The 21,573-nt window shown below is 36.0% G+C and carries 35 protein-coding genes and 1 tRNA gene; 12 read left to right on the top strand and 24 right to left on the bottom strand.

Annotated elements, in window-relative coordinates:
* Positions 1 to 386: hypothetical protein (locus RG571_RS09185; RefSeq protein WP_308947648.1), on the bottom strand; the 386-nt coding region annotated here is incomplete at its 3' end.
* Between the two features lie 345 nt (positions 387 to 731).
* Here RG571_RS09185 and RG571_RS09180 point away from each other — a divergent pair.
* On the top strand, positions 732 to 1,160 hold the full coding sequence (locus RG571_RS09180; RefSeq protein WP_094889697.1) for a hypothetical protein: 429 nt from the start codon (positions 732 to 734) through the stop codon (positions 1,158 to 1,160).
* 106 nt (positions 1,161 to 1,266) lie between these two features.
* On the opposite strand, the gene RG571_RS09175 is transcribed toward RG571_RS09180, so the two are convergent.
* From RG571_RS09175 to RG571_RS09100, 16 genes are all read right to left on the bottom strand, one after another.
* Complete coding sequence (locus tag RG571_RS09175) at positions 1,267 to 1,458, bottom strand: hypothetical protein (RefSeq protein WP_002335802.1); 192 nt, start codon at positions 1,456 to 1,458, stop codon at positions 1,267 to 1,269.
* 7 nt (positions 1,459 to 1,465) lie between these two features.
* On the bottom strand, positions 1,466 to 1,654 hold the full coding sequence (locus tag RG571_RS09170; RefSeq protein WP_002317594.1) for a hypothetical protein: 189 nt from the start codon (positions 1,652 to 1,654) through the stop codon (positions 1,466 to 1,468).
* Complete coding sequence (locus RG571_RS09165) at positions 1,651 to 2,226, bottom strand: hypothetical protein (protein WP_002335803.1); 576 nt, start codon at positions 2,224 to 2,226, stop codon at positions 1,651 to 1,653. The genes RG571_RS09170 and RG571_RS09165 overlap by 4 nt, the downstream gene beginning before the upstream one ends.
* Position 2,227: 1 nt before the next feature.
* Positions 2,228 to 2,683, bottom strand: a complete 456-nt coding sequence (locus RG571_RS09160) for a DUF1064 domain-containing protein (RefSeq protein WP_002301753.1) — start codon at positions 2,681 to 2,683, stop codon at positions 2,228 to 2,230.
* Positions 2,684 to 2,825: 142 nt separating this feature from the next.
* Positions 2,826 to 3,068: a hypothetical protein gene (locus RG571_RS09155; protein ID WP_058138097.1), complete on the bottom strand. Its 243-nt coding sequence runs from the start codon at positions 3,066 to 3,068 to the stop codon at positions 2,826 to 2,828.
* Positions 3,065 to 3,913, bottom strand: coding sequence for an ATP-binding protein (locus RG571_RS09150; RefSeq protein ID WP_002335805.1), 849 nt, complete (start codon positions 3,911 to 3,913; stop codon positions 3,065 to 3,067). The genes RG571_RS09155 and RG571_RS09150 overlap by 4 nt, the downstream gene beginning before the upstream one ends.
* On the bottom strand, positions 3,913 to 4,698 hold the full coding sequence (locus RG571_RS09145) for a hypothetical protein (RefSeq protein ID WP_192453775.1): 786 nt from the start codon (positions 4,696 to 4,698) through the stop codon (positions 3,913 to 3,915). Before RG571_RS09145 ends, RG571_RS09150 begins: the two co-directional genes overlap by 1 nt.
* 15 nt (positions 4,699 to 4,713) lie before the next feature.
* Complete coding sequence (locus tag RG571_RS09140) at positions 4,714 to 5,529, bottom strand: PD-(D/E)XK nuclease-like domain-containing protein (RefSeq protein WP_192453774.1); 816 nt, start codon at positions 5,527 to 5,529, stop codon at positions 4,714 to 4,716.
* Positions 5,492 to 6,514, bottom strand: coding sequence for a RecT family recombinase (locus RG571_RS09135; protein ID WP_308947649.1), 1,023 nt, complete (start codon positions 6,512 to 6,514; stop codon positions 5,492 to 5,494). Before RG571_RS09135 ends, RG571_RS09140 begins: the two co-directional genes overlap by 38 nt.
* A gap of 2 nt (positions 6,515 to 6,516) precedes the next feature.
* Positions 6,517 to 6,711: a hypothetical protein gene (locus RG571_RS09130; protein ID WP_002301759.1), complete on the bottom strand. Its 195-nt coding sequence runs from the start codon at positions 6,709 to 6,711 to the stop codon at positions 6,517 to 6,519.
* A gap of 9 nt (positions 6,712 to 6,720) precedes the next feature.
* A complete protein-coding gene (locus RG571_RS09125) occupies positions 6,721 to 6,945 on the bottom strand; it encodes a hypothetical protein (RefSeq protein ID WP_002301760.1) in 225 nt (74 codons plus the stop codon).
* Positions 6,945 to 7,274 (bottom strand): hypothetical protein, encoded by a 330-nt coding sequence (locus RG571_RS09120; RefSeq protein WP_002301761.1) that lies wholly within the window; start codon positions 7,272 to 7,274, stop codon positions 6,945 to 6,947. Before RG571_RS09120 ends, RG571_RS09125 begins: the two co-directional genes overlap by 1 nt.
* Positions 7,275 to 7,305: 31 nt before the next feature.
* Entirely contained in the window at positions 7,306 to 7,974 is a 669-nt protein-coding gene (locus RG571_RS09115; protein ID WP_002301763.1) for a hypothetical protein, read from the bottom strand.
* A gap of 18 nt (positions 7,975 to 7,992) precedes the next feature.
* Positions 7,993 to 8,265, bottom strand: coding sequence for a hypothetical protein (locus tag RG571_RS09110; protein WP_058138104.1), 273 nt, complete (start codon positions 8,263 to 8,265; stop codon positions 7,993 to 7,995).
* 13 nt (positions 8,266 to 8,278) lie between these two features.
* Positions 8,279 to 8,545, bottom strand: coding sequence for a hypothetical protein (locus RG571_RS09105; RefSeq protein ID WP_002342110.1), 267 nt, complete (start codon positions 8,543 to 8,545; stop codon positions 8,279 to 8,281).
* Between the two features lie 10 nt (positions 8,546 to 8,555).
* Positions 8,556 to 8,747: a hypothetical protein gene (locus tag RG571_RS09100; protein ID WP_010725712.1), complete on the bottom strand. Its 192-nt coding sequence runs from the start codon at positions 8,745 to 8,747 to the stop codon at positions 8,556 to 8,558.
* Positions 8,748 to 9,035: 288 nt separating this feature from the next.
* On the opposite strand from RG571_RS09100, the gene RG571_RS09095 reads away from it, so the two are divergent.
* From RG571_RS09095 to RG571_RS09075, 5 genes are all read left to right on the top strand, one after another.
* Positions 9,036 to 9,458 (top strand): helix-turn-helix domain-containing protein, encoded by a 423-nt coding sequence (locus tag RG571_RS09095; RefSeq protein WP_192453773.1) that lies wholly within the window; start codon positions 9,036 to 9,038, stop codon positions 9,456 to 9,458.
* A gap of 16 nt (positions 9,459 to 9,474) precedes the next feature.
* Entirely contained in the window at positions 9,475 to 9,897 is a 423-nt protein-coding gene (locus RG571_RS09090) for an ImmA/IrrE family metallo-endopeptidase (protein WP_002353429.1), read from the top strand.
* 28 nt (positions 9,898 to 9,925) lie between these two features.
* Positions 9,926 to 10,126, top strand: coding sequence for a hypothetical protein (locus RG571_RS09085; RefSeq protein ID WP_086319037.1), 201 nt, complete (start codon positions 9,926 to 9,928; stop codon positions 10,124 to 10,126).
* An 85-nt stretch (positions 10,127 to 10,211) separates the two neighbouring features.
* Positions 10,212 to 11,099, top strand: a complete 888-nt coding sequence (locus tag RG571_RS09080) for a LysM domain-containing protein (protein WP_192453772.1) — start codon at positions 10,212 to 10,214, stop codon at positions 11,097 to 11,099.
* A gap of 137 nt (positions 11,100 to 11,236) precedes the next feature.
* Positions 11,237 to 12,442: a site-specific integrase gene (locus RG571_RS09075; protein WP_033655447.1), complete on the top strand. Its 1,206-nt coding sequence runs from the start codon at positions 11,237 to 11,239 to the stop codon at positions 12,440 to 12,442.
* A gap of 51 nt (positions 12,443 to 12,493) precedes the next feature.
* Here RG571_RS09075 and RG571_RS09070 read toward each other — a convergent pair.
* Positions 12,494 to 12,581 (bottom strand) — tRNA-Ser (locus RG571_RS09070).
* Between the two features lie 143 nt (positions 12,582 to 12,724).
* Positions 12,725 to 13,291 carry a TetR/AcrR family transcriptional regulator gene (locus tag RG571_RS09065; protein WP_002308856.1) on the bottom strand — a complete coding sequence of 189 codons (567 nt, stop codon included), beginning with the start codon at positions 13,289 to 13,291 and terminating at the stop codon, positions 12,725 to 12,727.
* A 255-nt stretch (positions 13,292 to 13,546) separates the two neighbouring features.
* Here RG571_RS09065 and RG571_RS09060 point away from each other — a divergent pair, with 255 nt between their 5' ends.
* Complete coding sequence (locus RG571_RS09060; protein ID WP_002338850.1) at positions 13,547 to 14,878, top strand: DUF1576 domain-containing protein; 1,332 nt, start codon at positions 13,547 to 13,549, stop codon at positions 14,876 to 14,878.
* Entirely contained in the window at positions 14,844 to 15,197 is a 354-nt protein-coding gene (locus tag RG571_RS09055) for a hypothetical protein (RefSeq protein WP_002338851.1), read from the top strand. The genes RG571_RS09060 and RG571_RS09055 overlap by 35 nt, the downstream gene beginning before the upstream one ends.
* Before the next feature lie 89 nt (positions 15,198 to 15,286).
* On the opposite strand, the gene RG571_RS09050 is transcribed toward RG571_RS09055, so the two are convergent.
* Both RG571_RS09050 and RG571_RS09045 read right to left on the bottom strand, forming a co-directional pair.
* The gene (locus RG571_RS09050) at positions 15,287 to 15,706 is read right to left on the bottom strand and encodes a cupin domain-containing protein (RefSeq protein ID WP_002338852.1); all 420 of its coding nucleotides are present in this window, start codon (positions 15,704 to 15,706) and stop codon (positions 15,287 to 15,289) included.
* Entirely contained in the window at positions 15,707 to 16,051 is a 345-nt protein-coding gene (locus RG571_RS09045) for a carboxymuconolactone decarboxylase family protein (protein ID WP_002338853.1), read from the bottom strand.
* A gap of 369 nt (positions 16,052 to 16,420) precedes the next feature.
* On the opposite strand from RG571_RS09045, the gene RG571_RS09040 reads away from it, so the two are divergent.
* Together RG571_RS09040 and RG571_RS09035 are read left to right on the top strand one after the other, a co-directional pair.
* Positions 16,421 to 17,017: a TVP38/TMEM64 family protein gene (locus RG571_RS09040; RefSeq protein ID WP_002329369.1), complete on the top strand. Its 597-nt coding sequence runs from the start codon at positions 16,421 to 16,423 to the stop codon at positions 17,015 to 17,017.
* A 126-nt stretch (positions 17,018 to 17,143) separates the two neighbouring features.
* A complete protein-coding gene (locus tag RG571_RS09035; protein ID WP_002338854.1) occupies positions 17,144 to 18,943 on the top strand; it encodes a glycerophosphoryl diester phosphodiesterase membrane domain-containing protein in 1,800 nt (599 codons plus the stop codon).
* 277 nt (positions 18,944 to 19,220) lie between these two features.
* On the opposite strand, the gene RG571_RS09030 is transcribed toward RG571_RS09035, so the two are convergent.
* Positions 19,221 to 19,433 carry a hypothetical protein gene (locus RG571_RS09030; RefSeq protein ID WP_002329372.1) on the bottom strand — a complete coding sequence of 71 codons (213 nt, stop codon included), beginning with the start codon at positions 19,431 to 19,433 and terminating at the stop codon, positions 19,221 to 19,223.
* 447 nt (positions 19,434 to 19,880) lie between these two features.
* On the opposite strand from RG571_RS09030, the gene RG571_RS09025 reads away from it, so the two are divergent.
* Together RG571_RS09025 and RG571_RS09020 are read left to right on the top strand one after the other, a co-directional pair.
* Positions 19,881 to 20,030, top strand: a complete 150-nt coding sequence (locus RG571_RS09025; protein WP_002293931.1) for a hypothetical protein — start codon at positions 19,881 to 19,883, stop codon at positions 20,028 to 20,030.
* Positions 20,031 to 20,297: 267 nt separating this feature from the next.
* Positions 20,298 to 20,684, top strand: a complete 387-nt coding sequence (locus tag RG571_RS09020) for a YxeA family protein (protein WP_002338855.1) — start codon at positions 20,298 to 20,300, stop codon at positions 20,682 to 20,684.
* A 167-nt stretch (positions 20,685 to 20,851) separates the two neighbouring features.
* Here RG571_RS09020 and RG571_RS09015 read toward each other — a convergent pair whose 3' ends face one another.
* Together RG571_RS09015 and RG571_RS09010 are read right to left on the bottom strand one after the other, a co-directional pair.
* Entirely contained in the window at positions 20,852 to 21,052 is a 201-nt protein-coding gene (locus RG571_RS09015) for a hypothetical protein (RefSeq protein ID WP_002338856.1), read from the bottom strand.
* Positions 21,053 to 21,072: 20 nt separating this feature from the next.
* The coding region (locus RG571_RS09010; RefSeq protein WP_308947796.1) for a hypothetical protein at positions 21,073 to 21,573 on the bottom strand (501 nt) is incomplete at its 5' end.

Here is a 21,573-nt window from a genome sequence, read left to right as displayed (position 1 = left end):
TACTCATCTAAGAAGTCTAAAGTTTTACGAATTTCTGCGTGTCTTTGTCTGACATAAGATGCGCTGTAGCCAATCTCTTCGGCTATTATCTCTAATGAACAACCTTCAATATATTTCTTCCGAATAATCTCATTATCAATCCCTTTAAAAGAATTAATAATAGCAAGCATTTCTTTTCTTTGTTCTTCGAGTAAATCAATTTCATTTTCTATCTTTTGAATATTTTCTTCTAAAGAAGCTGATCTAGAATTCTTTTCGATTCGGACGTCTGCTAAATCCCCATTGACCCATCGATTCAATTCAAGCTTACTTTTATTAAGATTCCACTTTAAGTAAAGAATCTGCTCATCAAGTTCTTGATAATCTTTTAACCACTGAAATCTCACAAACGCCATCTCCTTATGGTAAAATAGTTATGGGCAGCTATCTCATAAAGAGGTGGCTTTTTTTATTTTTTCTTAGCCGTTCCATTCTGGATTGCCTTTTGTTCCAAACGACGTTTTTTCTTCTTGATTTTCGATTTTGTTTTTCCCATACAAACATCCTTTCTGGAATATATATCGTTCGATTTTTACTGTTTAACAAGAGATGACCAAATTTTATTGTTCGCTTTGAATCATCTCTTTGAAAAAATTTTAGTATTTTTGTAAGACCCCCTAAATCAGCTTTTTTTATTTGATATAATATCTTCACAAGGTATTTTACTTGTAAATTAAATCGAGGTGATAATAATGGAAATTGAAAATTTTGAACAAAAAAAACAGATTTTATCAAATTTATTAATTGATGGTTTTGATAACGCAAACTATTCACATAAACTTTTATTTAAAAGCGAGCTAGATGATGAAAAAGAATTTGATAAGCAAAAAGACTTAATGTGCGCCTTAACGTATTTAAATCAGGCTCACGCCAGCTTCACAAATGCCTACACCTTTATTGCTCTTAACGATGAACTTCTTGGTGGTCTTCAAGAATTTGACAACATATTACATCAGTTCACTGAATTTAATACAGAATTCTTAAATAATGTACGAACCAACCACAGCCATCAATGGAGTGATATAGAATTTAAACGTTTAGTAGATTTCTTTGAAGCAGCAAGCGGTTTATTAAATGGCCACGAAAGAATTCAAGGTCTGATTAATGAGGCTAGAAAATAGACAATAATTGTTTCCCAGCCGACCTTACACGTCGGCTTTTTTGCTTTTTTTAACATTTCTAACTATTTAGCCGAGCAACTATTATTCGTTACGCGATATTCTTTTTTTATTTATCCCACTTGGTAAAAATCATTGGTTCCGGCATAATCTGATCATCCTTTAGCAACGCATCAGGATATTTTTTTCTTAGCTTCTTATTATTCGTATATGTTTTAAGCAACCATTGACTTGCTTCACTTTTGCTTTCACCGGAAAAATAAATTTTCCCTGTTTGGATGCCTGCAAGTTGAATCATCATTTCCACCTCAAATTAGATTTTTTTCTGCTAAATGGAGCAAAAGCAATCCGACATCAAGAATCTTTTGATCCATTATTTCAGCTACTTTGCTCGGCTTAACTCCTTGAGAAAAGAGCAAGCGTGCTTGCTCTATCTCTTCGTGAGTCCAAATAAATTTGGCTTCCTCAAGGATAATTACTGGATCAGTTGCTCTCATTGTTCCTCTGGAAAAATGATGTCGTCCTTATGTTTGGACCAGCTATCTGCATATGGAGCAAAGTAATGTCTAGCTAATTCGATTTGATCTATTAAAGCAATCTCTGATAATTCATGATCTGCAGCAATTTCACTCATACTATCGCCTTCTGCTAAACGGATAAGAACGTCTCGAATATTTACAGTTACGTTTTCTGGTAGTTGCAATGTCGTTGCTGTTTTAATAAATTCATCAATCGTTTCCTTTGATACTAGGATTTTCACATTTTCAACTTCTTCTACTCCATCACCTACATCAAGTGAAGTCTGCTCTTCTTTAAGCATGTCGATTGTGCCATCAGCATTTACAACGTATTCGACATTCGGTTTTTTCGTTTGTTTATTTACTGGCACTGTGTATTCGATAGTTTCTGGCTGGATTACTACAGTCACTGTTGAGCCAAGAAATTCAGTTAAATTTTCAGTACTACCTCTCAATGATCCGTTGCTAACAACTAGTAATACTTCTGTGTTCCCATTTGATTTTGATGTTACTTTCTTTAATTCTGGTCTGAAATTCACCTGTTTTGTCATTTTATTTTCCCTCCATTAATTTCTTTTTTCTTCGTTCCGTTTGTCTTTTCCGCTGCTGTCTTGCTGATTCAAAACAATCCATTTCAATGAATTTATTGATTTTTGAATCGAACTTAGCAAATGTCACTGGAAAGCCGTATCGATGAGCAAACATCTTCATTTTTAACATGGAGATTGCATCTTGATACCCTTTGACATCGATCACTTTTTTTACTTGGCCATTTTCATAGATTACAAAATCAGCTCTATAATAAATCGGTGCAATCTTACGATCATTGCATAGATATCCTTCTTGCAGCAGAACATTTTCTTGCATGGCACAGTAGGTCTCAGATAATGGCATGAAGCTCATACCGTTTCGTTTTAGTTTCATGTAATAACGAGCCTCTGCCTTTGAATCAAATGTGATGCCGTCTACTTCGTGCTTTTTGTTTCCATATTTGCTTCTAGTTGCCATTCGCTATGCTCCTTCTTTAGTCTTTCGAGTCGCTCTTTCGAACGTCGTCCATTTTCATTACAGATTGGACAAGGTTCACAAGTTGACCATCCAAGCGATGTCTTATACCAAATAACCGTTTCATCGTTGCATTTTAGGCAAGTCATTTTGCACCTCTCATCCAAGCTTGATTGCTTTTCGGACGGCAAGCCTCTTCCCTTACTGGTATAGCTTTTGGTCCTGAAAAACGCCGTTCTGGTTTAATAACCTCTACTACTTCGCCACCACAGACGCTGGCAACAAGCTGGGCTTCTTCTTTTGTTTCGTGGTGATCCGCATATTCAAGACTTGCTTCACCATATCCACGATCATTCAGATAACACATTTTCTTTACTACAAAGGTCAAACTGGATTCCTCCTTTTATCTGTCGTTGTTTTGAATACAGCGATGTTTCCTTTCGTTCCATTCATCACACGAGAGAACACTCGCTCGCCGTATGCGTGTTTTAATTGCTTCGATGATAAATTAGTTGTGAAGATCGTTGCTTTGTTTAGACGAGCTTCTGTGAGCGATGTGAGAACATCGACATCGTATGGCGTTGCTTGGTTGTTTTCTTCCATTCTTCCTAGCTCCGCACCTAAATCATCAATCACTACAAAATCCGTCTTTTTAATTTCAGCCATCAACGAACCTGTCACAGCTTTTCTTGCTTCTGGATCATTCATTGCAAATTTCAATTGCTCTAATAATTCTCGATAGCTTATAAATGAACAGGCAATTTTATAATTAGATGCCATCATTACTTCTTTGATCACTGCAGCACCTAGATGAGTTTTTCCGGCCCCTGTTCTACCAGTAATAACTGCGTGAATCGTGCTACCACTTACGATTTTTTTAGCCCATTCTTGAGCCATCGCTTTTATTTGTGCTGTTTCCTGATCGACTACTTTGTATCCATCAAAATCAAAGGTCCATATGGCATCATCTGTAATCATTGAGCTATTAAGCATTCGATTGATAGCGTCCTTTTTCATTGCTTCATTTGCTTTTTGGATAGCTTCTTTTTGATTTTTAGTTACCATTTCTCGGTAACCACAAATCTTATTGATACATGTAGGACCGCATCGATCAGTACCATCTTTATTTTTTGTTTTCCAGATATACAATGGATCACCACATTTCGGGCAATTATGATCTGCTGTTTTTAATCCGCCGTAAGGTGCAGCCATTGCACTTAGTTTTTTATTCATTACCAATCCTCACCTGTTTCTGGTAACTCATCATTAGAAATATTTTGTTGTTTTCTTTTGTTTTTTTGGACAGCCATCTTATCAAAATGTTTTCTCAAACTCGTTGGAGATAAGATCACACCTGACCAGAAGTCATTACTAGTGGCCCACACAATCATGTCTTGAACTTCTCTACCAGTTCGTTTGTCAGATTCAATTGTTAAACGAATCGTATTCGCCCATTTATCCAAATCAGGTTCTTTGATGTTTTGATTTTTTCGAATGAGTTTTAATAAAAGAATGGCCAATTTTTTATTTGGATCGTCATCTGCATACTCTCGTGTTTTTCGAGAGTTGCGAAGATTATTATTATTCTTATCATTCTTCTCATTCTTTTCATTCTTGTTAGTTGTTAGTTGCTTGTTAGTTGCTTGTTGGTTGCTTGTGAGTTCCTTTGTTAGATCGTTGTCTTTTGATTGGTAAACCTCCCAGTTGACAATGGTTATAAGCCTATTTTTGTTTGTTGGTTGGTTTGTTAAAAATTCATATTTTTCAAACCTCTTTAGAGCAGTTCTAACATTTTGCAATGAGATACCTTTACCACATTTTTTTCTAATACTATCGAGAGAAGTAACGAATTGACCTGGACTTGCTTTGTACGGTTCGCCTTGCCATTCCCACTCTCTTTCTTCATGATTCGCCATTGAAAGAAGGGTAATTAAGATAACTTTTTGCTCTGGTGTAGATTCTTGCCAAATAGGTTTCTCGAGTAATTGGCGATAAAGCTTTATCCATCCTCCGGTCATTTCATCACCACCACTCTACAAATCGTCCATGCTAGTGAATCCAGTAATTGGAAGATTACCTCTACAGTACTCGCACAAACCGCAATGGTTCGGCTTCTCTTCGCCGTTCTTCACTCTGACAATTCTTTCGATTTTTTCTTTTAACATAACCAGCTCATAATCCATATTGTCCTGGTCAATCGTGATCAGTCTTGCTTCGCTTGGTGTCTGCTTGGACACTGCAGCGATGATCGGCATAAAACTTTTTCCGTATTGTTGGAAAAGTAATTCTTGATAAATCGCCATTTGAAGCACGTAACCAAAATTGACAATGAACGTTTCTCTTGATCCGTAGTTTGCGTTCCATTTACGCTCGTGCATGTCTTTGGTTGTTTTGATGTCAACAAAATACTCTTCCTCTACATTCAGACAATCAATTTTGCCTTTCCATGTTGTTCCAAACAATTCACCGGTCACAATCGTTTCTTTCTCACCTTGATAGATATTCATGAATGCTTCTTCTTGCTTAAGTCGTTCAATCATTTGTTCAGCAATTTGGAAATCTTTCAACAATCCATACGGCTTCCTACTAGAAAACATTCTGGATTTATTTTCTTCTTTGAACGCTTCATGTACTTCTTTTGATTCAAAATAAGAATGTACGTAGTTTCCGACGAGTAAGGCTTTGGGATCCGACGTCGGTGACCAATCGCCTTTCAACTTTGCTAAGGCTGCGGCTTCACATTTTAAAAAGGACTTATATTGTGATGTCGACATGTACTGCCAGTCAGCTTCATTGGAGTAATAATTTTCATCAGAAAGGGTACTCATCGTCTTCAAATTCTGAGACATCGTCTACACCTTCCTCACGTCCAAAGTCCGGAATATCTAATAATTCTTCTTGAATCGGATCGGTATCCTCATTTTCGATTAAATGTGCTTGTTCTATTTCTGAATGGCCAGGTACGTCAGCAACTCGAATTACTTCATCTTGGATATCATCTGGAATCACAATCGGATCTGGTTCTTTTTGTATTGGTTCAGTAATCTTTTTGTTTGAAAAGAATTTTTGTTCGAGAGTAGCCACTTTTTCTGTTTGTGGCGTTACATCTTTCCGATCATTGTCAAATTCATTTTCTAACGTATCTTTTGCAGCTTGAACTAATAAATCGTTGTCGTTGCTTGTGTTGATCAATGTTTTAGCTGCACGATTGATTACTGTCCGTTTAGCCATTTCTTCTGGAAATTCCTTTTGTGGTCCAGAACCTTTCATTTTTGACTTCGCCCAACTCTGATCGATTTGCTTTTTCGTCATGACTGTTGTGGTCTCTTTACCATTCGCTAACTTGATAACTACATAGGCTGCAATGATTTCATTGTCTAAATTCTCGAATTTTGTTTCATGCTTTTTGACAACCATGTTCGGTCCATCCATTGCAACTTCAAACTCATCACCTTGTCGAACGACTACAGGCGTAATATCTGCCCCTCCAGTTACACGATCAAGGACCGCCATTGTTCCAAAATATGAACGCATTAGCTGAACCTTGTTTCCGTATTTAATGAAATAGCATTGTTTTTTTGCTGGAGATAACCCTTGAATAACCATGTCTAAAAGTGCATTAGAAATGGAGGTTTTCATTTCTTGATTGTTTGCAGCCATCTGCAACAAATTTCCTCCTGTATTGTTAGTGAGTTCGAAAAAAGCACTTTTTAACGCATTTTGTGGACTATATCCTGGTGGCATTTCTAAGCCTTGTTCTTGTAACCGCCCAAGATTACTGATCACCTGCTCGTCTAATGAACGTTGTGTTGTTTGTGTTAAATCATTTGCCATTTCTAAATTCCTCCTAATTCAATTTTTGGATAATGTTGTTGCGCATACTCTAGAATGTCGTCTACTGGCACATAGCCTTCTTCTGTTAAATAGCAAGAATCGCCTTGATACAAAGAATTTCCTTGCCAATCGACTCCAACAGGACTAGCTTCATTTGGTGGTTGCTGTCTTGCGCCTAAAGAATCAAAGTCTTTCATCACAGCCTCCTAAAATTCCCAAAATAGTTTTAATGTGTCATTGTCTTGTTCAATGCTAGATACGCCTTCTGTTTCCAATGCCGCTAAAAATGAAGGTGTTAGCCCTTTTGAGCGAATCGTGCAACTCGTTTGACCATAACTAGCAGCAGTCAAAATCTTTTCTTGTACATCTTGTTGTGCTTTGTGCATCATTGCTTCGAATATTTCATCGCCTAACCCTTTGACTGAGATCATCAGAATTTTATACCACCTTTCTTGCGATCTATTTTTTCGGCAAACCGTAGAAAGTCCTGATACCATTCCTCAAACTCTGGATCTTCATATTCAATACCAAACAATTGTTTTAAAGTACCGTGAGTTTCACAATTGCATTTATTATTCTGCAAATCACGTTTTGTTTTCTCATACTGTTGGTAAACACTCCACGCAACCAAGCTATCGTTTCCAGCTTGTCCAAGAGCGACTTCCCCTTTTTCATCGACTACACTAACTGACATTCCTAGATCATCATTCGCACATTCAGCTGCTAACTCTTTAATTAAATTTTGGATTTTTTCATTCATTGTGATAAACTCTCCTTGTAATTAGTATTTTTCATGACACGATTTTGCTTGCCGGCGGTCGTGTCTTTTTTTGATAGCTATATCGAGCAGCTATCAGTTTGTGATGATTATCAATTTGTTTTTTCATTACGTCATACCAGTTCTGACTAGCCTTTGTACGATCGGGTTTTATAGTTATTTCTCCTTGTTTCCTTAATAGACAAATTTTTCTGAAAAGCTCGTGCTTTGGTCTATGCAGTAGTCTAGTTAAATAATCAATATTTAATACGTAACCATTTTTATCGAATTTAATTTCTGATATTAATAACTCAACTTCTCTTTTTGTGTACCTGCGTTTTCGATTGCTTTCTAATTGTCCATTTTTCTTCATGATATTAAGACGACAGCGAATCGCGTTCTCAGTTCTATTCAATTCCTGCGCTATTATTGTTACTGGACAACCTGACTGATACATAGAAATTATTTTTTTATCTTCTTGCTGACTGTAACGTTTGTTAGGCGGTTCGATTGGATCATCCCAATAAACTTCATCGATCAAATCTTTTTTACGCATTTGATGGATTTTGGGCCAAATACGCTTTTTATCTATCCCAAGTAACTCAGCTAATTCATTACAATTACAAACAAATCCGCGATGGTCGTATCTGACATTTTGAATAAGAAGTTGCTCCTCTTCTCTTGTCCATTTGTTGTACGACAATTTTCTAACCTCCTTTTTTTATAAAACGGCAAAGACAACAGACAATAAAATGACGTTTAGAACTAAGCTGATATAGCAAAGTGCTTGCAGCTGACGAGCTTTGTATACTGGCTTTTTGTGTTCGGCAAGTGTTGCGAGCAGCATTTTGCTACTCGAGCGCTCAACGATTGGTTTTCTTATTTGCATAGTTGACTCCCCTTCCGGAAAATATCGATCAATAATACGTTGTGCCTCTTCTTTTGTTTTCACGGTATGAGGCATATGTCCGTCTGTGATGGTGATCTCTGTCATGTATGTCCTCCTTTTAAATTTTGTATTTAGCCATCAGTTCATCGATGTCTTTTTTGTCATATCTTAAAAAGCCATCTATACGAATTTCTTTTAAACCGTGAGCTATTAACTTCTCAAAGCCTTGATCGTTTACACCTCCCACATATTTTCTAGCTTCGATCTTTTTCAAATATCGTGTTTCTGACAAATTCTTTTTTGAAAGTTGACTAAGTGCGTCCTTTACAACTTCAACAATTGCAATTCTTAAACGAGTCAAAAACTCTTCGCTTAGAATATTCATGACTAGCCTCCTATCGAATTCTGTAATCACGGATGATCTCTAGAATAGTTCTGTTTGCCTTTGGTCCACTCCAGTGTCCATCAAGAATTTGTTGCATTCGTACACGCGTGTGACCATAAGCAGTAGCCAAATCATCCATAGTTATTCCATTCTCTTTCATAAATTCTTTGATCGCCGCACGACCGTTATCCAAGTTTGACATTAACCCACTTCCTTTTTTATAAATTTGTAAGTTAAAGTGATAGAAAAATATAATTTCCATTGACATTTTTACACTATAGAGTAAAATGAATACATAGAGAAATAAGCCTATAACAAAGCCTTTTATTTGCACTTGGTCGCCAAACTTTATGCTATAAGGTGTGTTTTTAGTTTGCTTTTTTCTATCAAATTAACTTACGGATAAATAATAACTCTATATCGTAAAATTGTAAAGCCATTTTTACTCTTTTTCGTAAATTATTTTTTCGTGTTGGAAAGGAACGTTGGAATGACAACATTTGAAAGAATAAAAGAACTAGCGAAAAACAAGAATAAAAACCTTCAACAAGTCGCTAAAGATTTGAAGTACGGAGAGAATTACTTTTATAGTTTAAATGCAGGAAAACAGCCAACTGCCGAAAAGTTACAAGAAATTGCTGACTACTTCGACGTATCTGTAGATTATTTGCTAGGACGTACTGAGAAAAAAAGATACTATGATTTAACAGAAAAAGACGAGCGTGATATTCAACAAGAATTACAGTCATTAATCGACGATTTATCTAATGCTGATGGAATGGCTTTTTCGAAGAAAGATAATGAAATGAGTGAAGTGACACGTGAAGCTCTCATTATTTCTTTAGAGAATGCTTTGCGAATAGCTAAAATAGAAGCTAAGAAAAAATACACACCTAAAAAATATCGCGATTAAAAGGAGTACGTTGTTTATGTATTTACCTCAAATTGATAACAAAATTAATAAGCTGGTAAAACTATATCAAACACGCAATCCTTTTAGAATTGCACGAGAATTGAAGATACTAGTTTTAGAAGAAGATTTGGGAGAAATTTATGGTTACTATAGTAAATTCAAACAGATAAAAATGATCCACATAAATTCTAGTTTAGATGAGATGGGAAAATGGATAACTTGTAGTCATGAATTAGGCCACTGTGTTTTGCATCCGAATGAAAACACACCTATGTTGTCTAAAAAAACGCTAGTATCTGAATTAAAAATTGAAAAAGAAGCAAATTATTTCGCAACTCATCTGACTATTGATCCAACTTTAGACGGCTTTGATCATATGACAAAATATGAAAAGCTCGTCTGCTTTGGATTACCAGATGAATTCGATCGTTTCTTGTGAATTATAATACAACGTGAGGAGGATATAGATGAAAATAGGAATGAGAAAACCAAGTATAAAAAAATCAATCAGCGCTAGAACTACTGGAAAGGCAAAAAGAGCTGTGAAAAAAGCTGTGATTCCTGGTTATGGAAAGAAAGGCTCTGGATGGATTAAAGACCCAAAAAAAGCTGCATACAATAAAGTTTATAAAAAGACTACGTTTGGCTTTTGGGACTTATTTAAATAAAAAAAGCCCGTGCTGGCACACGGACAAATGACCTTACTTCTAAGATCGTACATAAAAATCATATCATAGAAGCGAGGAATAAAAAATGAAAAAAGTAATAACAAGTTTATTAGTTTTTGCTTCTCTGTTACTTTTCACTGCTTGTGGTAAAAAAGTAACTACAGAAGATTTAAAAGCTAATGATTGGTTGATTGAAGCAACCAAAGATGACGAACCTAATATGATCGCATCATTTTCTGATCACGTCGTATCTTTTAGTGTTGACACAAGTTCTATGAAATCAACTTCAAGTAACGATTGGGAGGCTATGGGAGAAGAATTTGCTAAAAGCTTAGTCGACCAAATGAATTACAAATTTGAGTATACACTTGAAGGCGATGTTATGACTTGGAAAGATGATAAAGACAAAGATAATGATGCCAAATATACTGTCAGCAAAGAAAATAAAAATATTATTTTAACTCCAGAAAAATCTAACAAATCTGATGATAATGAGAAATTAGTTTTGAAACCCTACAAAAAGGAAAAAACTAAAGAATCGAGAACAACTACTAGCTCAACAAGCAGCAACGAACAATCATCTTCGACTACAACAGAAAGTACTATTGCATCTTCTAGTACTGTAGAACAAGATGCTATTGCGCAGAATACGCCTCCTGAAACTAGTAGTACTTACTCTGCTGAAAGTGTAGAAAACTATGCAGAAGCTACTCCTAGTTCAAGTGTTGAACAAGTTTCACCCACTCCCAGTTCAACGGAGCAATCAGTACCACAAGATTATGTACCAGCTAATCAAGCTCAACCAACGGCACCTTCTTCATCTGAAACCGAAACCTTGACTTTGCAACCTGGTGAAGGGCCCAAACAAATAGCTGAACGAGCTGGAATTACGGTAGATCAACTGTTTGCATTAAACGGTATGGATCCAAACAACTACATGCTTTATCCAGGACAAGAACTAAGAGTGAAATAAAAAAAGCACATTTGCCGCCCGACCAAGAACGCAAATGTGCAAAGAGCTACGGTAAAGTAGGTCTATTTGTTGTACCCTATTTTACCATCTCGAAATCCGCTGTACAACCGAACAAACGTACGAAAGGAAAGATAAAGATGGCAAAAAAAGAAATTGATAAACGAATTAAAAAGCACTTAACAAAAAAAGGAGAAGAAAAATATCAGTTTAGTCTGTACTTAGGAGTTGATCCGCTAACAGGAAAAAAAAGAAAAACAACGAGACGAGGTTTTAGTACGCCATTAGCCGCTGAGAGAGCTTTAAAAAGATTGGAGGCAGATATACAGGAAAAAGGACTGCAAGCTTCTACAGCTCAAAAGAGCAAGAAATTCGAATATGTTTACGGCTTATGGTTTGAAAATTATAAAAAGACAGTTAAAGAAAGCACTTGGTCCTCCACCAAACAAATTTTTGACACACACATCTTAAAAGTGTTTGGAGATAAGTTCATTGACAAAATAGACGTTTTTTTCTGTCAAGAAGCAGTAAACACTTGGTCCGATAGCCATCCTAAAATTTTTAAGAAAATAAAAAATTACACATCTAATGTTTTTGATTACGCTGCTTCTTTACAAATTATAACTAGCAATCCTATGAAATTAGTTTCTATTCCACGTGGAGAAGCTCTAGATATCGAAGATAAAAATATCGAATTTTATACTAAAGAAGAATTAATCGAATTTTTAGAAGCAATAAGAAACGATGATGATGAAAGATATTTATTCTTTTCCCTATTGGCTTTTACAGGTATAAGAAAAGGAGAAGCTTTTGCACTGACCTGGTCGGATATTGATTTTAAGAGCAAAACACTCAATATTAATAAAACTGTAACAAGAGGTTATCAAGGGAGATTGATCGTAAATACTCCTAAATCAAAATCTGGAAAAAGAAAAATTTATCTGGACAATGATTTGATCAGTTTATTGAGAAAGTATTATACAAAAAACAAAACGATCGTTACAATCCAAAGCGAAAACTTAATTTTTCACCATGATGGTCTTCTCTATAACCCTACAGTTTCACGTTCGTGGCTTAATGTCATATATAAGCATCATCCAGAATTGACTAAAAGAATCACTACTCATGGTTTTCGACATACTCATGCCTCTCTCCTTTTTGAATCAGGAGCTTCTTTAAAAGATGTTCAGGAACGTTTAGGGCATGCAGACATTCAAACTACTTCAAATATTTACACTCATGTAACTGAAACTCAAAACAAAAAAGTCATCAATAATTTTGTAGCATTTATGAAGAATAGTACTCAGGGGGAGTCAAAAGGGGAGTCAAAAAACATTTTAGGCTAAATTACAACAAAAAAAGACACGATCGAAATCGTGTCTAATCGTTGATATATAAGGAAGGTACAGGATTTGAACCTGCGCGCCGGTATTAGCCGGTTCGCCGGATTTCGAGTCCGGTGCATTACCACTCTGCCAACCTTCCGTAAGTACTATTTTTAAACTTTTTCCACGAAATGTCAAGCCTATTTCTAACAGATAAATAACAGAAACCGTTTTTTTACAAAAAAAGTCCATTGACAGTTTACAGCCAACGGACTTACCGGTCAAATTCATAATGATAGAACACTATCTGATTGTTTCAGGATTATCTAGTGCTAAAATCGAGTCAATTGTCCGTTTGATCAGTGCGATGATTTGTTCTTCTGTTGGATGCATGATGTTTGATGACATCAATGATGCTAAGCCAGTCACCGCTACCCATGTACCAGTATGCAAGGCATCGATATAATCATCCGATAATTGATTGTATCTTTCATCTTCTTTGACTATTTCACGGAAATAGTTGTAAGAAAAATCATGCATTTTCTTTCCGTCCCCATGTTCATCAATGTACAATGCCATGTAAAGACTATGATGTTTCTTTGCAAAGTAGATATAGTTCAAACCGAGATCAATGATTTTATCACCCGTGCGCTCAATAGGGAAAACATCTTCTTTTAGTTGTTCAAAGATTGAATCCAATAACGTATTTTTCAAATCTTCCATGTTTTTGAATTCCAGATAAATTGGCTGAGTCGAAATCCCCATCTTTTTCGCAATGTTTCTCGCAGTAAATCCTTTAAACCCTTCCTTTGCAACAACATCATAAGCAGCTTTTAGAATTTGATCCTTGGTATAGACTTTTCTTCTCATTAAAACTCCCCCACTTCTTTACTGCAGTATATGTTGTTTTATTGTACCCTATTTTTAGTATTTTTTGCAAACATTTTACTCAAAACGTTATATTTTAAATTTTTTTCTCAGTCTTCTTTAACTTTTTTTGCAAAATTAAAAAAATTTGGTTAAATTCACTGGGTTCCCTTACATTTTTAGTTTTAACCTAAATGATAGTTGACCAAATCTTTCATTTCAAGTTATAGTTAAAGAAAACGAAAAAGAAGGTGTGTAATGGAAAACGAAACTGACGTTATTTATATTCATCCTCAAAAAAGAATCGTTTCACAGAAAAGAAAATATTTTTATCTTAGTTTTACAGGTGCTTTTTTTCTTTTTATTGGCTTAGTTTCTGGTACACCTGCCGCTAATTGGAGTGGACTACTGACTATTCTTACCTCGCCAAGCAATCTTCTGACAGATTATTTTGCTTTGGGTGGTTTTGGAAGCGCATTTATAAACGTTGGGATCTTGACCTTACTTTCTGTGCTTTTGGCTTACCGGCAAAAGGTGATTTTAAATGGCCCCTTATTCGCTTCGATTTTAACAGTTACCGGTTTTTCTTTTTTTGGCAAAAACCTTTATAATTCGATCTCGATCATTTTAGGTGTATACCTGTATGCTGTATTTGTCAATAAACCTTTTTCTCAGTATATTATGATAGGACTGTTCGGCAGCGCATTGTCGCCGGTCGTTAGTTACATTACTTTTGGTATGCGCTTTCCTTTGCTAGTAGGTGTTCTGCTGGGCAATTTGGCCGGTATAGCAATTGGTCTTCTTCTTCCGCCATTGGCTGCTCAAACTTTAGTTTTCCATCGCGGGTTCACGCTTTATAATATTGGATTTACCTCAGGCTTGATTGCCATGGCTTTTACTGCTGTTTTGCGATTGTTCAGCTACTCGATCGTCGAGAATACATTGGTTTCCAATGAATACCATTCCCCTCTCGTCTGGATCATTTTCGGCTTTTTTTTGCTGACAGTCGGTTTTGGTTTCTATTATAATTCCTTTCGACTTTCGGGTATTCGAGAGATTTTCGATTCATCTGGAAAACTGACAACTGATTTCATTGCTAATTCTGGTATCGGTGCTACTTTGATCAACATGGGGCTAGTTGGTCTAATGCTTTCTTCTTATGTTTTGCTGGTTGGTGGTAAGTTAAATGGTCCTGTCATCGGTGCTATTTTATCTGCGGTTGGTTTCAGTGCTTTTGGTTGTCATTTAAAAAACAGTTTTCCGATACTAGTCGGAATCTTTCTTGCTTCTTTGTTTGGGACGTTTCATGAGATCACCAGCACCGGCATGCTCGTTGCCGCTGTGTTTGGGACAGGCCTCGCTCCCATAAGCGGTTTTTACGGCAGTTTTTACGGTGTAATAGCTGGTATGTTACATATTGCTCTTGTCCATAACGTCAGCACTTTGCACGGAGGACTCAATTTATATAACAGTGGTTTTTCAACTGGATTCGTTGCAGGTATCCTTGTACCGATACTAGATAACTTTACCGCTGTCAGAAAGGAAAAAAAGACACTTGGAAAAAGAATTATCAAAAAGAATCATCGATGAGCTTCTTACTTATCTATATTCCCACGAAATAACTGAAATACGTATTGGCGTAGAATTTGCTGAGGAGGGACTTTTCATAGAAATACAGGGCACAACAGAAACTCAGCCAGAAGATCTAGATGTACTTGCTGATTTGCTGAACAATCCTCGAGACCCTAGCATGGAAATCTACTATCAGGAGCTATTAGGTAATCCTCGACATGATCGGGAAGATTATCATCTGCTAGGTAGTTTGATTGACGATGTGGAAATCATGTATGCCCAGCCGATTATCAATATCAAGATTTTCCGGCGTGCTTCTCCTCGCCCCTATTATTAACCTATTTTACAAAACAGCTTCATCCACCTAAAACAGCTCCTGAAAGTTCGATTAAAAATCTACTTTTAGGAGCTGTTCTAAGCTTGATATTATTGATTTTCCAATCCTTCGTATAGTTCATCTGTTACAGGTTCTAAAAACTCTGAATTACCAGCAGTGATCGCCAAATGTTCAAACCAACTGTCTTTTGTCGCACCATGCCAATGTTTGATCCCTTTGTGCGTTACGACGACATCTCCAGCCATTAATCGTCTTGCTGGCTTTCCTTCTTCCTGATACCAGCCTTCTCCTCCGGTCACAAGTAAAATTTGATAGCCGTCTGTATGGACATGCCAGTGATTGCGACAGCCTGGTTCAAAAGTTACATTCCCTACACCAACAGAAACTTCGGGATCGTTTACTAACATATTCAGATAGCTTTGCCCGGTAAATACTTGAGCGTATGCTTCGTTTTTTTTACCTGCTGGAAAAATCACGCCTTTTTGTATTTCTTCGTGTTTTGTCATCATTTACGCCTCTTTCTTATCTTCTCTATTTTCTTCTAGATAGATTTCTTTTGCTAAACTAAAAGCCGACCAAGCTTTTGGCCACCCTACATAAAAAGCTAAATGGGTAATGATTTCTGCTATTTCTTCACTAGTAATGCCATTTTGCTTGCCAATTTTCAGATGAGCTGGCAATTGTTCAAAATTCCCTCCTGAGATCAAAGCAGATAGGGTGATGATACTACGCTGATGAGGAGATAATTCTTCTCTTGACCATACTTGTCCAAATAAAACATCGTCATTCAATTCTGCAAATTTTGGTGCAAACTCCCCCAATTGATCTCTTCCTGCGGTTTGTTTTTCTGCCATTTTTTTATTTCCTCCGTTCGTGATTGCTAGGTGATTCGAACATTGTTCTTAATTACATCATTATCTATTGTTTCTTCGCATTTTATTTTAAGCCCCATTTTTTAACCTGTCCAATGCTTAGTTTATTCCATCAGTATGCTTTCCAAGCATAATTGTTAACGTTTTCTATCTTTTTTCTATTTTTGAAAAAACAAGATGTTAAATAAGTCTTTAGTTGGATTTTTTTTTGAGATTATTCTTTTATACTTATAATGAACGTATGATGAACTTACAAAATTGTTTGTTTTCTGTCATCTTAAAAAGTGGCGCAGACAGTTGCTTTTCTAGTAAAGTATAGATATCAAAGAACCTCTAAGGAGTTGATGAATAATGAATATTGCTGCCTCTCGAAAACTGATAAATTTCATTTCCATTATCGGATTAGGTCTATCAATCGCGCTGACGATTTATTTTATTAATTTAGGTGTTTTCAAAGATTTGAATGCTTTAAGAGGATTAGTAGGTGATTCGATCATTCTAGGTCCGGTCATTTTTATCTTCATCCAAATCTTGCAAGTGGTTATTCCAATTATTCCTGGAGGAATCAGCACTGCAGCGGGTGTCCTGATATTTGGTCCTTATGCTGGCTTTATTTACAACTATGTTGGAATCTGTATTGGTTCGATTATTATCTTTCTTCTAGGACGACGTTACGGAAAACCATTCATTCTTTCCATGATCAGCGATAAGACCTATAACAAATATATTGGCTGGTTAGACAATCAAAACCGCTTTGAAAAGCTGTTTGCTCTAGCTATTTTTCTTCCGGTTGCTCCGGATGATGCGTTATGTTTGATGGCTGGATTGACAAACATTTCAGTGAAACGATATACACTGATTATTTTGATTGCTAAACCACTATCGATTTTCTTATACAGTATGGCTTTGATTTATGGAGGACAATATCTAAGTGGTCTGCTTGGTTAATATTTATTTTGCAAAATCAGTTATTGATTGATTACCAATGTTAATTCTGGGAAAGGGTCTGCAAGATACATTGCGCCCTTTCCTTTTTCATTGGATTTGCGCTACAATGTGAAAGTAGGTGATAGGATGAATTATTTGAAACGTAGCTTAGGCAACGCGTGGGATTTTTTGAAAGGGACACAAGCTTATTTCCGTGATGTCTTGCTGATGCATGGCTTTATTTTATTTATTTGTTTACCCTTATTGAGCAGTACGACTCGTTTTATTTTGCACCGAGGAGCAATTGACTATTTGTCTTATGACAATATTCCTTTGATTTTCTCTCAGCATCCTGGAGTTCTGCTGTCGTTAATCGCCGTTTTACTGACGATTTTACTATTGGTTTATTTCGAATTTGCATTTCTTTTGATGAGCGTCTTTTTTATTAAAAAGAAAGAACCGGTTTCTTTAAAGCAGCTCTTGCACTTGACGATACTTCAACTGAAAAAAGTGAGACCTATTACTTTTTTGTTTTTTCTTGCTTATTTTTTATTGATTCTACCGATCAGCGGGTTAAGTTTCAATTCTGATTTACTGTCAAAAATAAAAATTCCTGCTTTTATCATGGATTTTATTTTTGCTAACCGCTGGATCGTCGTCAGTTCCTTTTTACTCGTTTACATTTTTCTTGGCTATATTGGGATTCGTTTGATTTTCGCTTTACCTGAAATGATTTTACGAGATCGACCTTTTCGAGCATCCATTCGAGAAAGCTGGTTGCTGACCAAATCACGTCTTTTTGCCATCATGGGGCAATTTATTGTGATTGGCGGTACGATTTTACTTCTTTCTTCTTTGGGATATATCGTTGTTATCTTGGCACAAAGTGTTGTTGAAGAATTTTTCCCGAATTACGCATTGATCAGCGCTGTATTTGCGATGACGCTTTTACAAGGAATTTTATTATTCAATATCGTGATGTCTACTGTAGGAATTTTTTATATCATCGTTGATTTCATGGATGACGAAGGTTTCTTACCAGAGATTCCCAAGTGGTTTACGCCTCAAACACCCAACGTGCGTTTATCTGCGCTGAAAAACACTGGTTTGACCCTTTTTGCAGTTTTTTTCGGTATTGGCGTTTGTCTTTACAATATGGATTATCTGACTTCGGCAGTTCAGACAAAACCAGTGACTGTATCTCACAGAGGTGTAAGTACGCAAAATGGGGCGCAAAATACTTTAGAAGCACTTGAAAAAACAAGCAGAGACTATCATCCTGATTATATAGAGATGGATGTGCAGGAAACAAAAGATGGCCGTTTCGTAGTGATGCATGATGCAAATCTTCGTCACTTAACAGGGGTAAATCGAACACCACAGGATTTGACATTGAAAGAATTGACAAATCTTACGGTTACTGAAAATGGGTTCCAAGCCCCTGTGTGTTCTTTTGATTCTTATTTAGAAAAAGCGCAGGAATTGAACCAAAAATTACTTATTGAGATCAAGACCTCTAAAAAAGATTCGGATGACCTGGTCGAACGATTTGTTCAGAAATACCGCAAAGCGATCTTAGAGAATCATCATATTTTGCAAAGTTTGACGTATCAAACTGTTTCTGATTTAAAAGAAGCAGAACCAAACTTCTATGTGGGCTATATCTTGCCTTTCAATATCGTTGGACCACCCGTAACGCCTGCTGATTTTTTGACAATGGAGTATAGTACGATCAATCGTAACTTCATTAATTCTGCCCATCAAGATGGAAAAAAAGTATATGTATGGACAATCAACGATTCAGATGCTATGAGTCGCATGATGTTTTATGGTGTGGATGGTATCATAACCGATGAGATGGGACTACTAAATGAAAGTGTGAAACAAACAGATGAAGAAATCACTTATTCAGACAAGCTACTAAATTTTGTTTTGGGTGTTGGCTAATCAAAAATAGTTGATGAAATAAGCCTTTATACAACAAAAAACGCATAACCTGCTATCGCAGGTATATGCGTTTTTTGTTTGACATTCATAACGTGTCCTTAACTTTCTCTTGATTCCTTCATCGCACGAACAATAGCTAAAATAGCAGGAATTGCAGAGATCACTGCAAGAATAATCCCCATTTTCCCTGAACTTTTTCTTTTTGGCATATCTTCTCGCTCCCTTCTGTCTTTATTTATATTATAAGGGAGTTCTTGCGAATTCTCAAAAATACTGTTTAAGAAACCAATTCAGCAGGTGCACTAATATCACAGAATTTTACGAGCATGCGGTACTTGCTTTCATGGATGATTGGATGGTCTCGTTGGTCATAACTTTCAACATACACGACAGCCGTGTTGTTATATGTACGTTCAATACAGCCGATTAGTTCGTGAGATACGCCGATCGGTTTGCATATATAAGTTCTTCCTACTTCTGCTTTTACCATTTCATTCCCTCTTTTCTTTGTTTTTCTTTATTTTATAATAACAAATCTCCCTCCATTTGAAAACGTTTTATTTTGCTTTTTTATTTTTATTTGATTTATTTTTTACTTTTTAGATAACTATTTTCTTATCATAATTCTAGATGTTGTGACAAAAACGTTTGTTTATATTCCTATGTTGTTCGTGTGTTCTTTTCATTATCCTGCTAAATTATTTACAGGGGGTGAGCATATGATCTATATCCAAGCAATAGTCTTTGTAACGTTGATGGTTGGACTACTTATTGGCTTGAAAGAAAACAGCTAATTGATTTAAGAAAAAGTAAACAAGAAAAGTGATAAATGCTTTTTAATTGCATGAAAAAACGGACGATGCTAAACTTGTTATAGGTTCGAAAGTTTAAAGGAAACTTTCAAGAACTGAATTACATTACAAAGGAGATGAATTTTATGACGTTTACAAAAACAAATATGCAATACCGCGTAGCCTTTGATACAACTTCTAACCGTTTTATGGCGATTGATGCACAAAACGAAAATAACGTTGCGTTTGGTATTACAATTGAACAAGCAGTCCGAGCATTAAATGAATCTAGATAAGGAGTGACCCATTCCAAATGGCGACTGATGAGATCTCGGAAAATCAATAAAAGACGTTTGTAACGGTGATCCGCGACAGACGTCTTTTTGTATTCATTACATATATTTGGAAATTGTATCTCTTTATCTCTAGACCTAAACAAAAACACAAGTTCTAATATCAACCATCTCGTTTTTTATGACAATTTTGTTAGCTGTTTCGATGATAATATTCCGTTATTATCTGTATAATATTTAATATAATAAAAATAAAAAAGGAGATCTTTCATGAAAAAAATTTTAGGGTTGATCGTTATCATATTGATTGCTTTTATAGGATGGAAAAGCTGGGACTACTATCAGTCTACTTATGTAGGAAAAGATTATTATGCAGTAATCAAAGCACCGATGCCTGCAGAAACTGATATTAAAGCAGATAATGGAGAAGTAATTGGAAAAGGGTTTAAATATAACGTAGATGCGTACGCTGAAAACGGTGAAAAAAGACAATTGGATTTTGATGTCATTACTTCTGGCGACTCTGCTAATGGTTCTGCCTATCCCGAAGGAACAATCTTGCAGTTGAAAGCAAGCGAAAAGCGAATTATAGAGAAAAAAGTAATCACTAGCGATAAAGTACCTTCATCTATAAAAGACAAATTAGGGCTATCTTAAGACTAAGAAAATATCGTAAAAAAGCACTCGATTTGAGTGCTTTTTTGTTTGTCGATTTTAGAAAACAAAAAAATAGAATTGGTCTTCGAAGTCACTTTCCTGTTCTTCCAGTCCTTAACCAAAGAACAAGGCAATGAATCGATTCCCATACAAAAGGGACTTTGAAGTTATTTATTTTTTTTGGATTTCCTGTAAATTGAAAAAGCTTCAAGAAGACTTAAAAACAATACCGTATAGAAACCAGAACCTATAAAGTCTTTATTTAGTAAATATTCAACAGAAATTCCGATAATACTACCTAACAATAAGTTGATTAAAAGTGCGAGATAAGGATGTTTTTCGTAGAATAAATCTATTTTAGCTTTCATAGGTTCTCCTTTTGAATTATTTACTCTGTTTTATAAGCAGTGGATACAGCTATTCCCGCTCCATCATAACCGGTTCGTTTGTAAGAGCCTACCCAGCCATTATGATTTTTATCCCATAGCCGAGCGACTGCATTTCCTGGGGAATTACCATAATTTGTCCAACCAGCTGCAGTTAGAAGATTTCCTATTGCCCAGCCAGGCAGTCCAAAGATACCTAAAACAGAACCAATTCCTTTAGAGTAGGCAGTATTTATAGCCCCAGCTGTTACGCCAGTACTTAAAGCAATATGAGTATATTGCCATGCACCCCATCTTGCAACATTAGCACGAGCTTTTGTTTCCATTTTTACTACCATAAGGTCACCATTCTCGTCTTTTTGTATAGATACACCCACATTATCGTTGCTAGAATAACTTGAATTTTCGGTGATATTTTGTTCGCTAGCAAAAACCATTCCAGTTGGGAGAATTGTTGAGCCCAAAGTTAATAACGAGGTTGATAATAGCAAACTTTTTAATAA

Source organism: Enterococcus sp. FR204, from assembly GCF_031143325.1.
Classification (GTDB): Bacteria; Bacillota; Bacilli; order Lactobacillales; family Enterococcaceae; genus Enterococcus_B; species Enterococcus_B faecium.
This window is presented reverse-complemented; position numbering and strand designations above follow the sequence as displayed.

What these genes read in the sequence shown, in the direction of transcription:
- RG571_RS09180 (WP_094889697.1), top strand. Translation starts at nt 732, where the DNA reads ATGGAAATTGAAAATTTTGAACAAAAAAAACAGATTTTATCAAATTTA.
- RG571_RS09175 (WP_002335802.1), bottom strand. Translation starts at nt 1,458, where the DNA reads ATGATGATTCAACTTGCAGGCATCCAAACAGGGAAAATTTATTTTTCC.
- RG571_RS09170 (WP_002317594.1), bottom strand. Translation starts at nt 1,654, where the DNA reads ATGAGAGCAACTGATCCAGTAATTATCCTTGAGGAAGCCAAATTTATT.
- RG571_RS09165 (WP_002335803.1), bottom strand. Translation starts at nt 2,226, where the DNA reads ATGACAAAACAGGTGAATTTCAGACCAGAATTAAAGAAAGTAACATCA.
- RG571_RS09160 (WP_002301753.1), bottom strand. Translation starts at nt 2,683, where the DNA reads ATGGCAACTAGAAGCAAATATGGAAACAAAAAGCACGAAGTAGACGGC.
- RG571_RS09150 (WP_002335805.1), bottom strand. Translation starts at nt 3,913, where the DNA reads ATGAATAAAAAACTAAGTGCAATGGCTGCACCTTACGGCGGATTAAAA.
- RG571_RS09145 (WP_192453775.1), bottom strand. Translation starts at nt 4,698, where the DNA reads ATGACCGGAGGATGGATAAAGCTTTATCGCCAATTACTCGAGAAACCT.
- RG571_RS09140 (WP_192453774.1), bottom strand. Translation starts at nt 5,529, where the DNA reads ATGTCTCAGAATTTGAAGACGATGAGTACCCTTTCTGATGAAAATTAT.
- RG571_RS09135 (WP_308947649.1), bottom strand. Translation starts at nt 6,514, where the DNA reads ATGGCAAATGATTTAACACAAACAACACAACGTTCATTAGACGAGCAG.
- RG571_RS09130 (WP_002301759.1), bottom strand. Translation starts at nt 6,711, where the DNA reads ATGAAAGACTTTGATTCTTTAGGCGCAAGACAGCAACCACCAAATGAA.
- RG571_RS09125 (WP_002301760.1), bottom strand. Translation starts at nt 6,945, where the DNA reads ATGATCTCAGTCAAAGGGTTAGGCGATGAAATATTCGAAGCAATGATG.
- RG571_RS09120 (WP_002301761.1), bottom strand. Translation starts at nt 7,274, where the DNA reads ATGAATGAAAAAATCCAAAATTTAATTAAAGAGTTAGCAGCTGAATGT.
- RG571_RS09110 (WP_058138104.1), bottom strand. Translation starts at nt 8,265, where the DNA reads ATGACAGAGATCACCATCACAGACGGACATATGCCTCATACCGTGAAA.
- RG571_RS09105 (WP_002342110.1), bottom strand. Translation starts at nt 8,545, where the DNA reads ATGAATATTCTAAGCGAAGAGTTTTTGACTCGTTTAAGAATTGCAATT.
- RG571_RS09100 (WP_010725712.1), bottom strand. Translation starts at nt 8,747, where the DNA reads ATGTCAAACTTGGATAACGGTCGTGCGGCGATCAAAGAATTTATGAAA.
- RG571_RS09095 (WP_192453773.1), top strand. Translation starts at nt 9,036, where the DNA reads ATGACAACATTTGAAAGAATAAAAGAACTAGCGAAAAACAAGAATAAA.
- RG571_RS09090 (WP_002353429.1), top strand. Translation starts at nt 9,475, where the DNA reads ATGTATTTACCTCAAATTGATAACAAAATTAATAAGCTGGTAAAACTA.
- RG571_RS09085 (WP_086319037.1), top strand. Translation starts at nt 9,926, where the DNA reads ATGAAAATAGGAATGAGAAAACCAAGTATAAAAAAATCAATCAGCGCT.
- RG571_RS09080 (WP_192453772.1), top strand. Translation starts at nt 10,212, where the DNA reads ATGAAAAAAGTAATAACAAGTTTATTAGTTTTTGCTTCTCTGTTACTT.
- RG571_RS09075 (WP_033655447.1), top strand. Translation starts at nt 11,237, where the DNA reads ATGGCAAAAAAAGAAATTGATAAACGAATTAAAAAGCACTTAACAAAA.
- RG571_RS09065 (WP_002308856.1), bottom strand. Translation starts at nt 13,291, where the DNA reads ATGAGAAGAAAAGTCTATACCAAGGATCAAATTCTAAAAGCTGCTTAT.
- RG571_RS09060 (WP_002338850.1), top strand. Translation starts at nt 13,547, where the DNA reads ATGGAAAACGAAACTGACGTTATTTATATTCATCCTCAAAAAAGAATC.
- RG571_RS09050 (WP_002338852.1), bottom strand. Translation starts at nt 15,706, where the DNA reads ATGATGACAAAACACGAAGAAATACAAAAAGGCGTGATTTTTCCAGCA.
- RG571_RS09045 (WP_002338853.1), bottom strand. Translation starts at nt 16,051, where the DNA reads ATGGCAGAAAAACAAACCGCAGGAAGAGATCAATTGGGGGAGTTTGCA.
- RG571_RS09040 (WP_002329369.1), top strand. Translation starts at nt 16,421, where the DNA reads ATGAATATTGCTGCCTCTCGAAAACTGATAAATTTCATTTCCATTATC.
- RG571_RS09035 (WP_002338854.1), top strand. Translation starts at nt 17,144, where the DNA reads ATGAATTATTTGAAACGTAGCTTAGGCAACGCGTGGGATTTTTTGAAA.
- RG571_RS09030 (WP_002329372.1), bottom strand. Translation starts at nt 19,433, where the DNA reads ATGGTAAAAGCAGAAGTAGGAAGAACTTATATATGCAAACCGATCGGC.
- RG571_RS09025 (WP_002293931.1), top strand. Translation starts at nt 19,881, where the DNA reads ATGACGTTTACAAAAACAAATATGCAATACCGCGTAGCCTTTGATACA.
- RG571_RS09020 (WP_002338855.1), top strand. Translation starts at nt 20,298, where the DNA reads ATGAAAAAAATTTTAGGGTTGATCGTTATCATATTGATTGCTTTTATA.
- RG571_RS09015 (WP_002338856.1), bottom strand. Translation starts at nt 21,052, where the DNA reads ATGAAAGCTAAAATAGATTTATTCTACGAAAAACATCCTTATCTCGCA.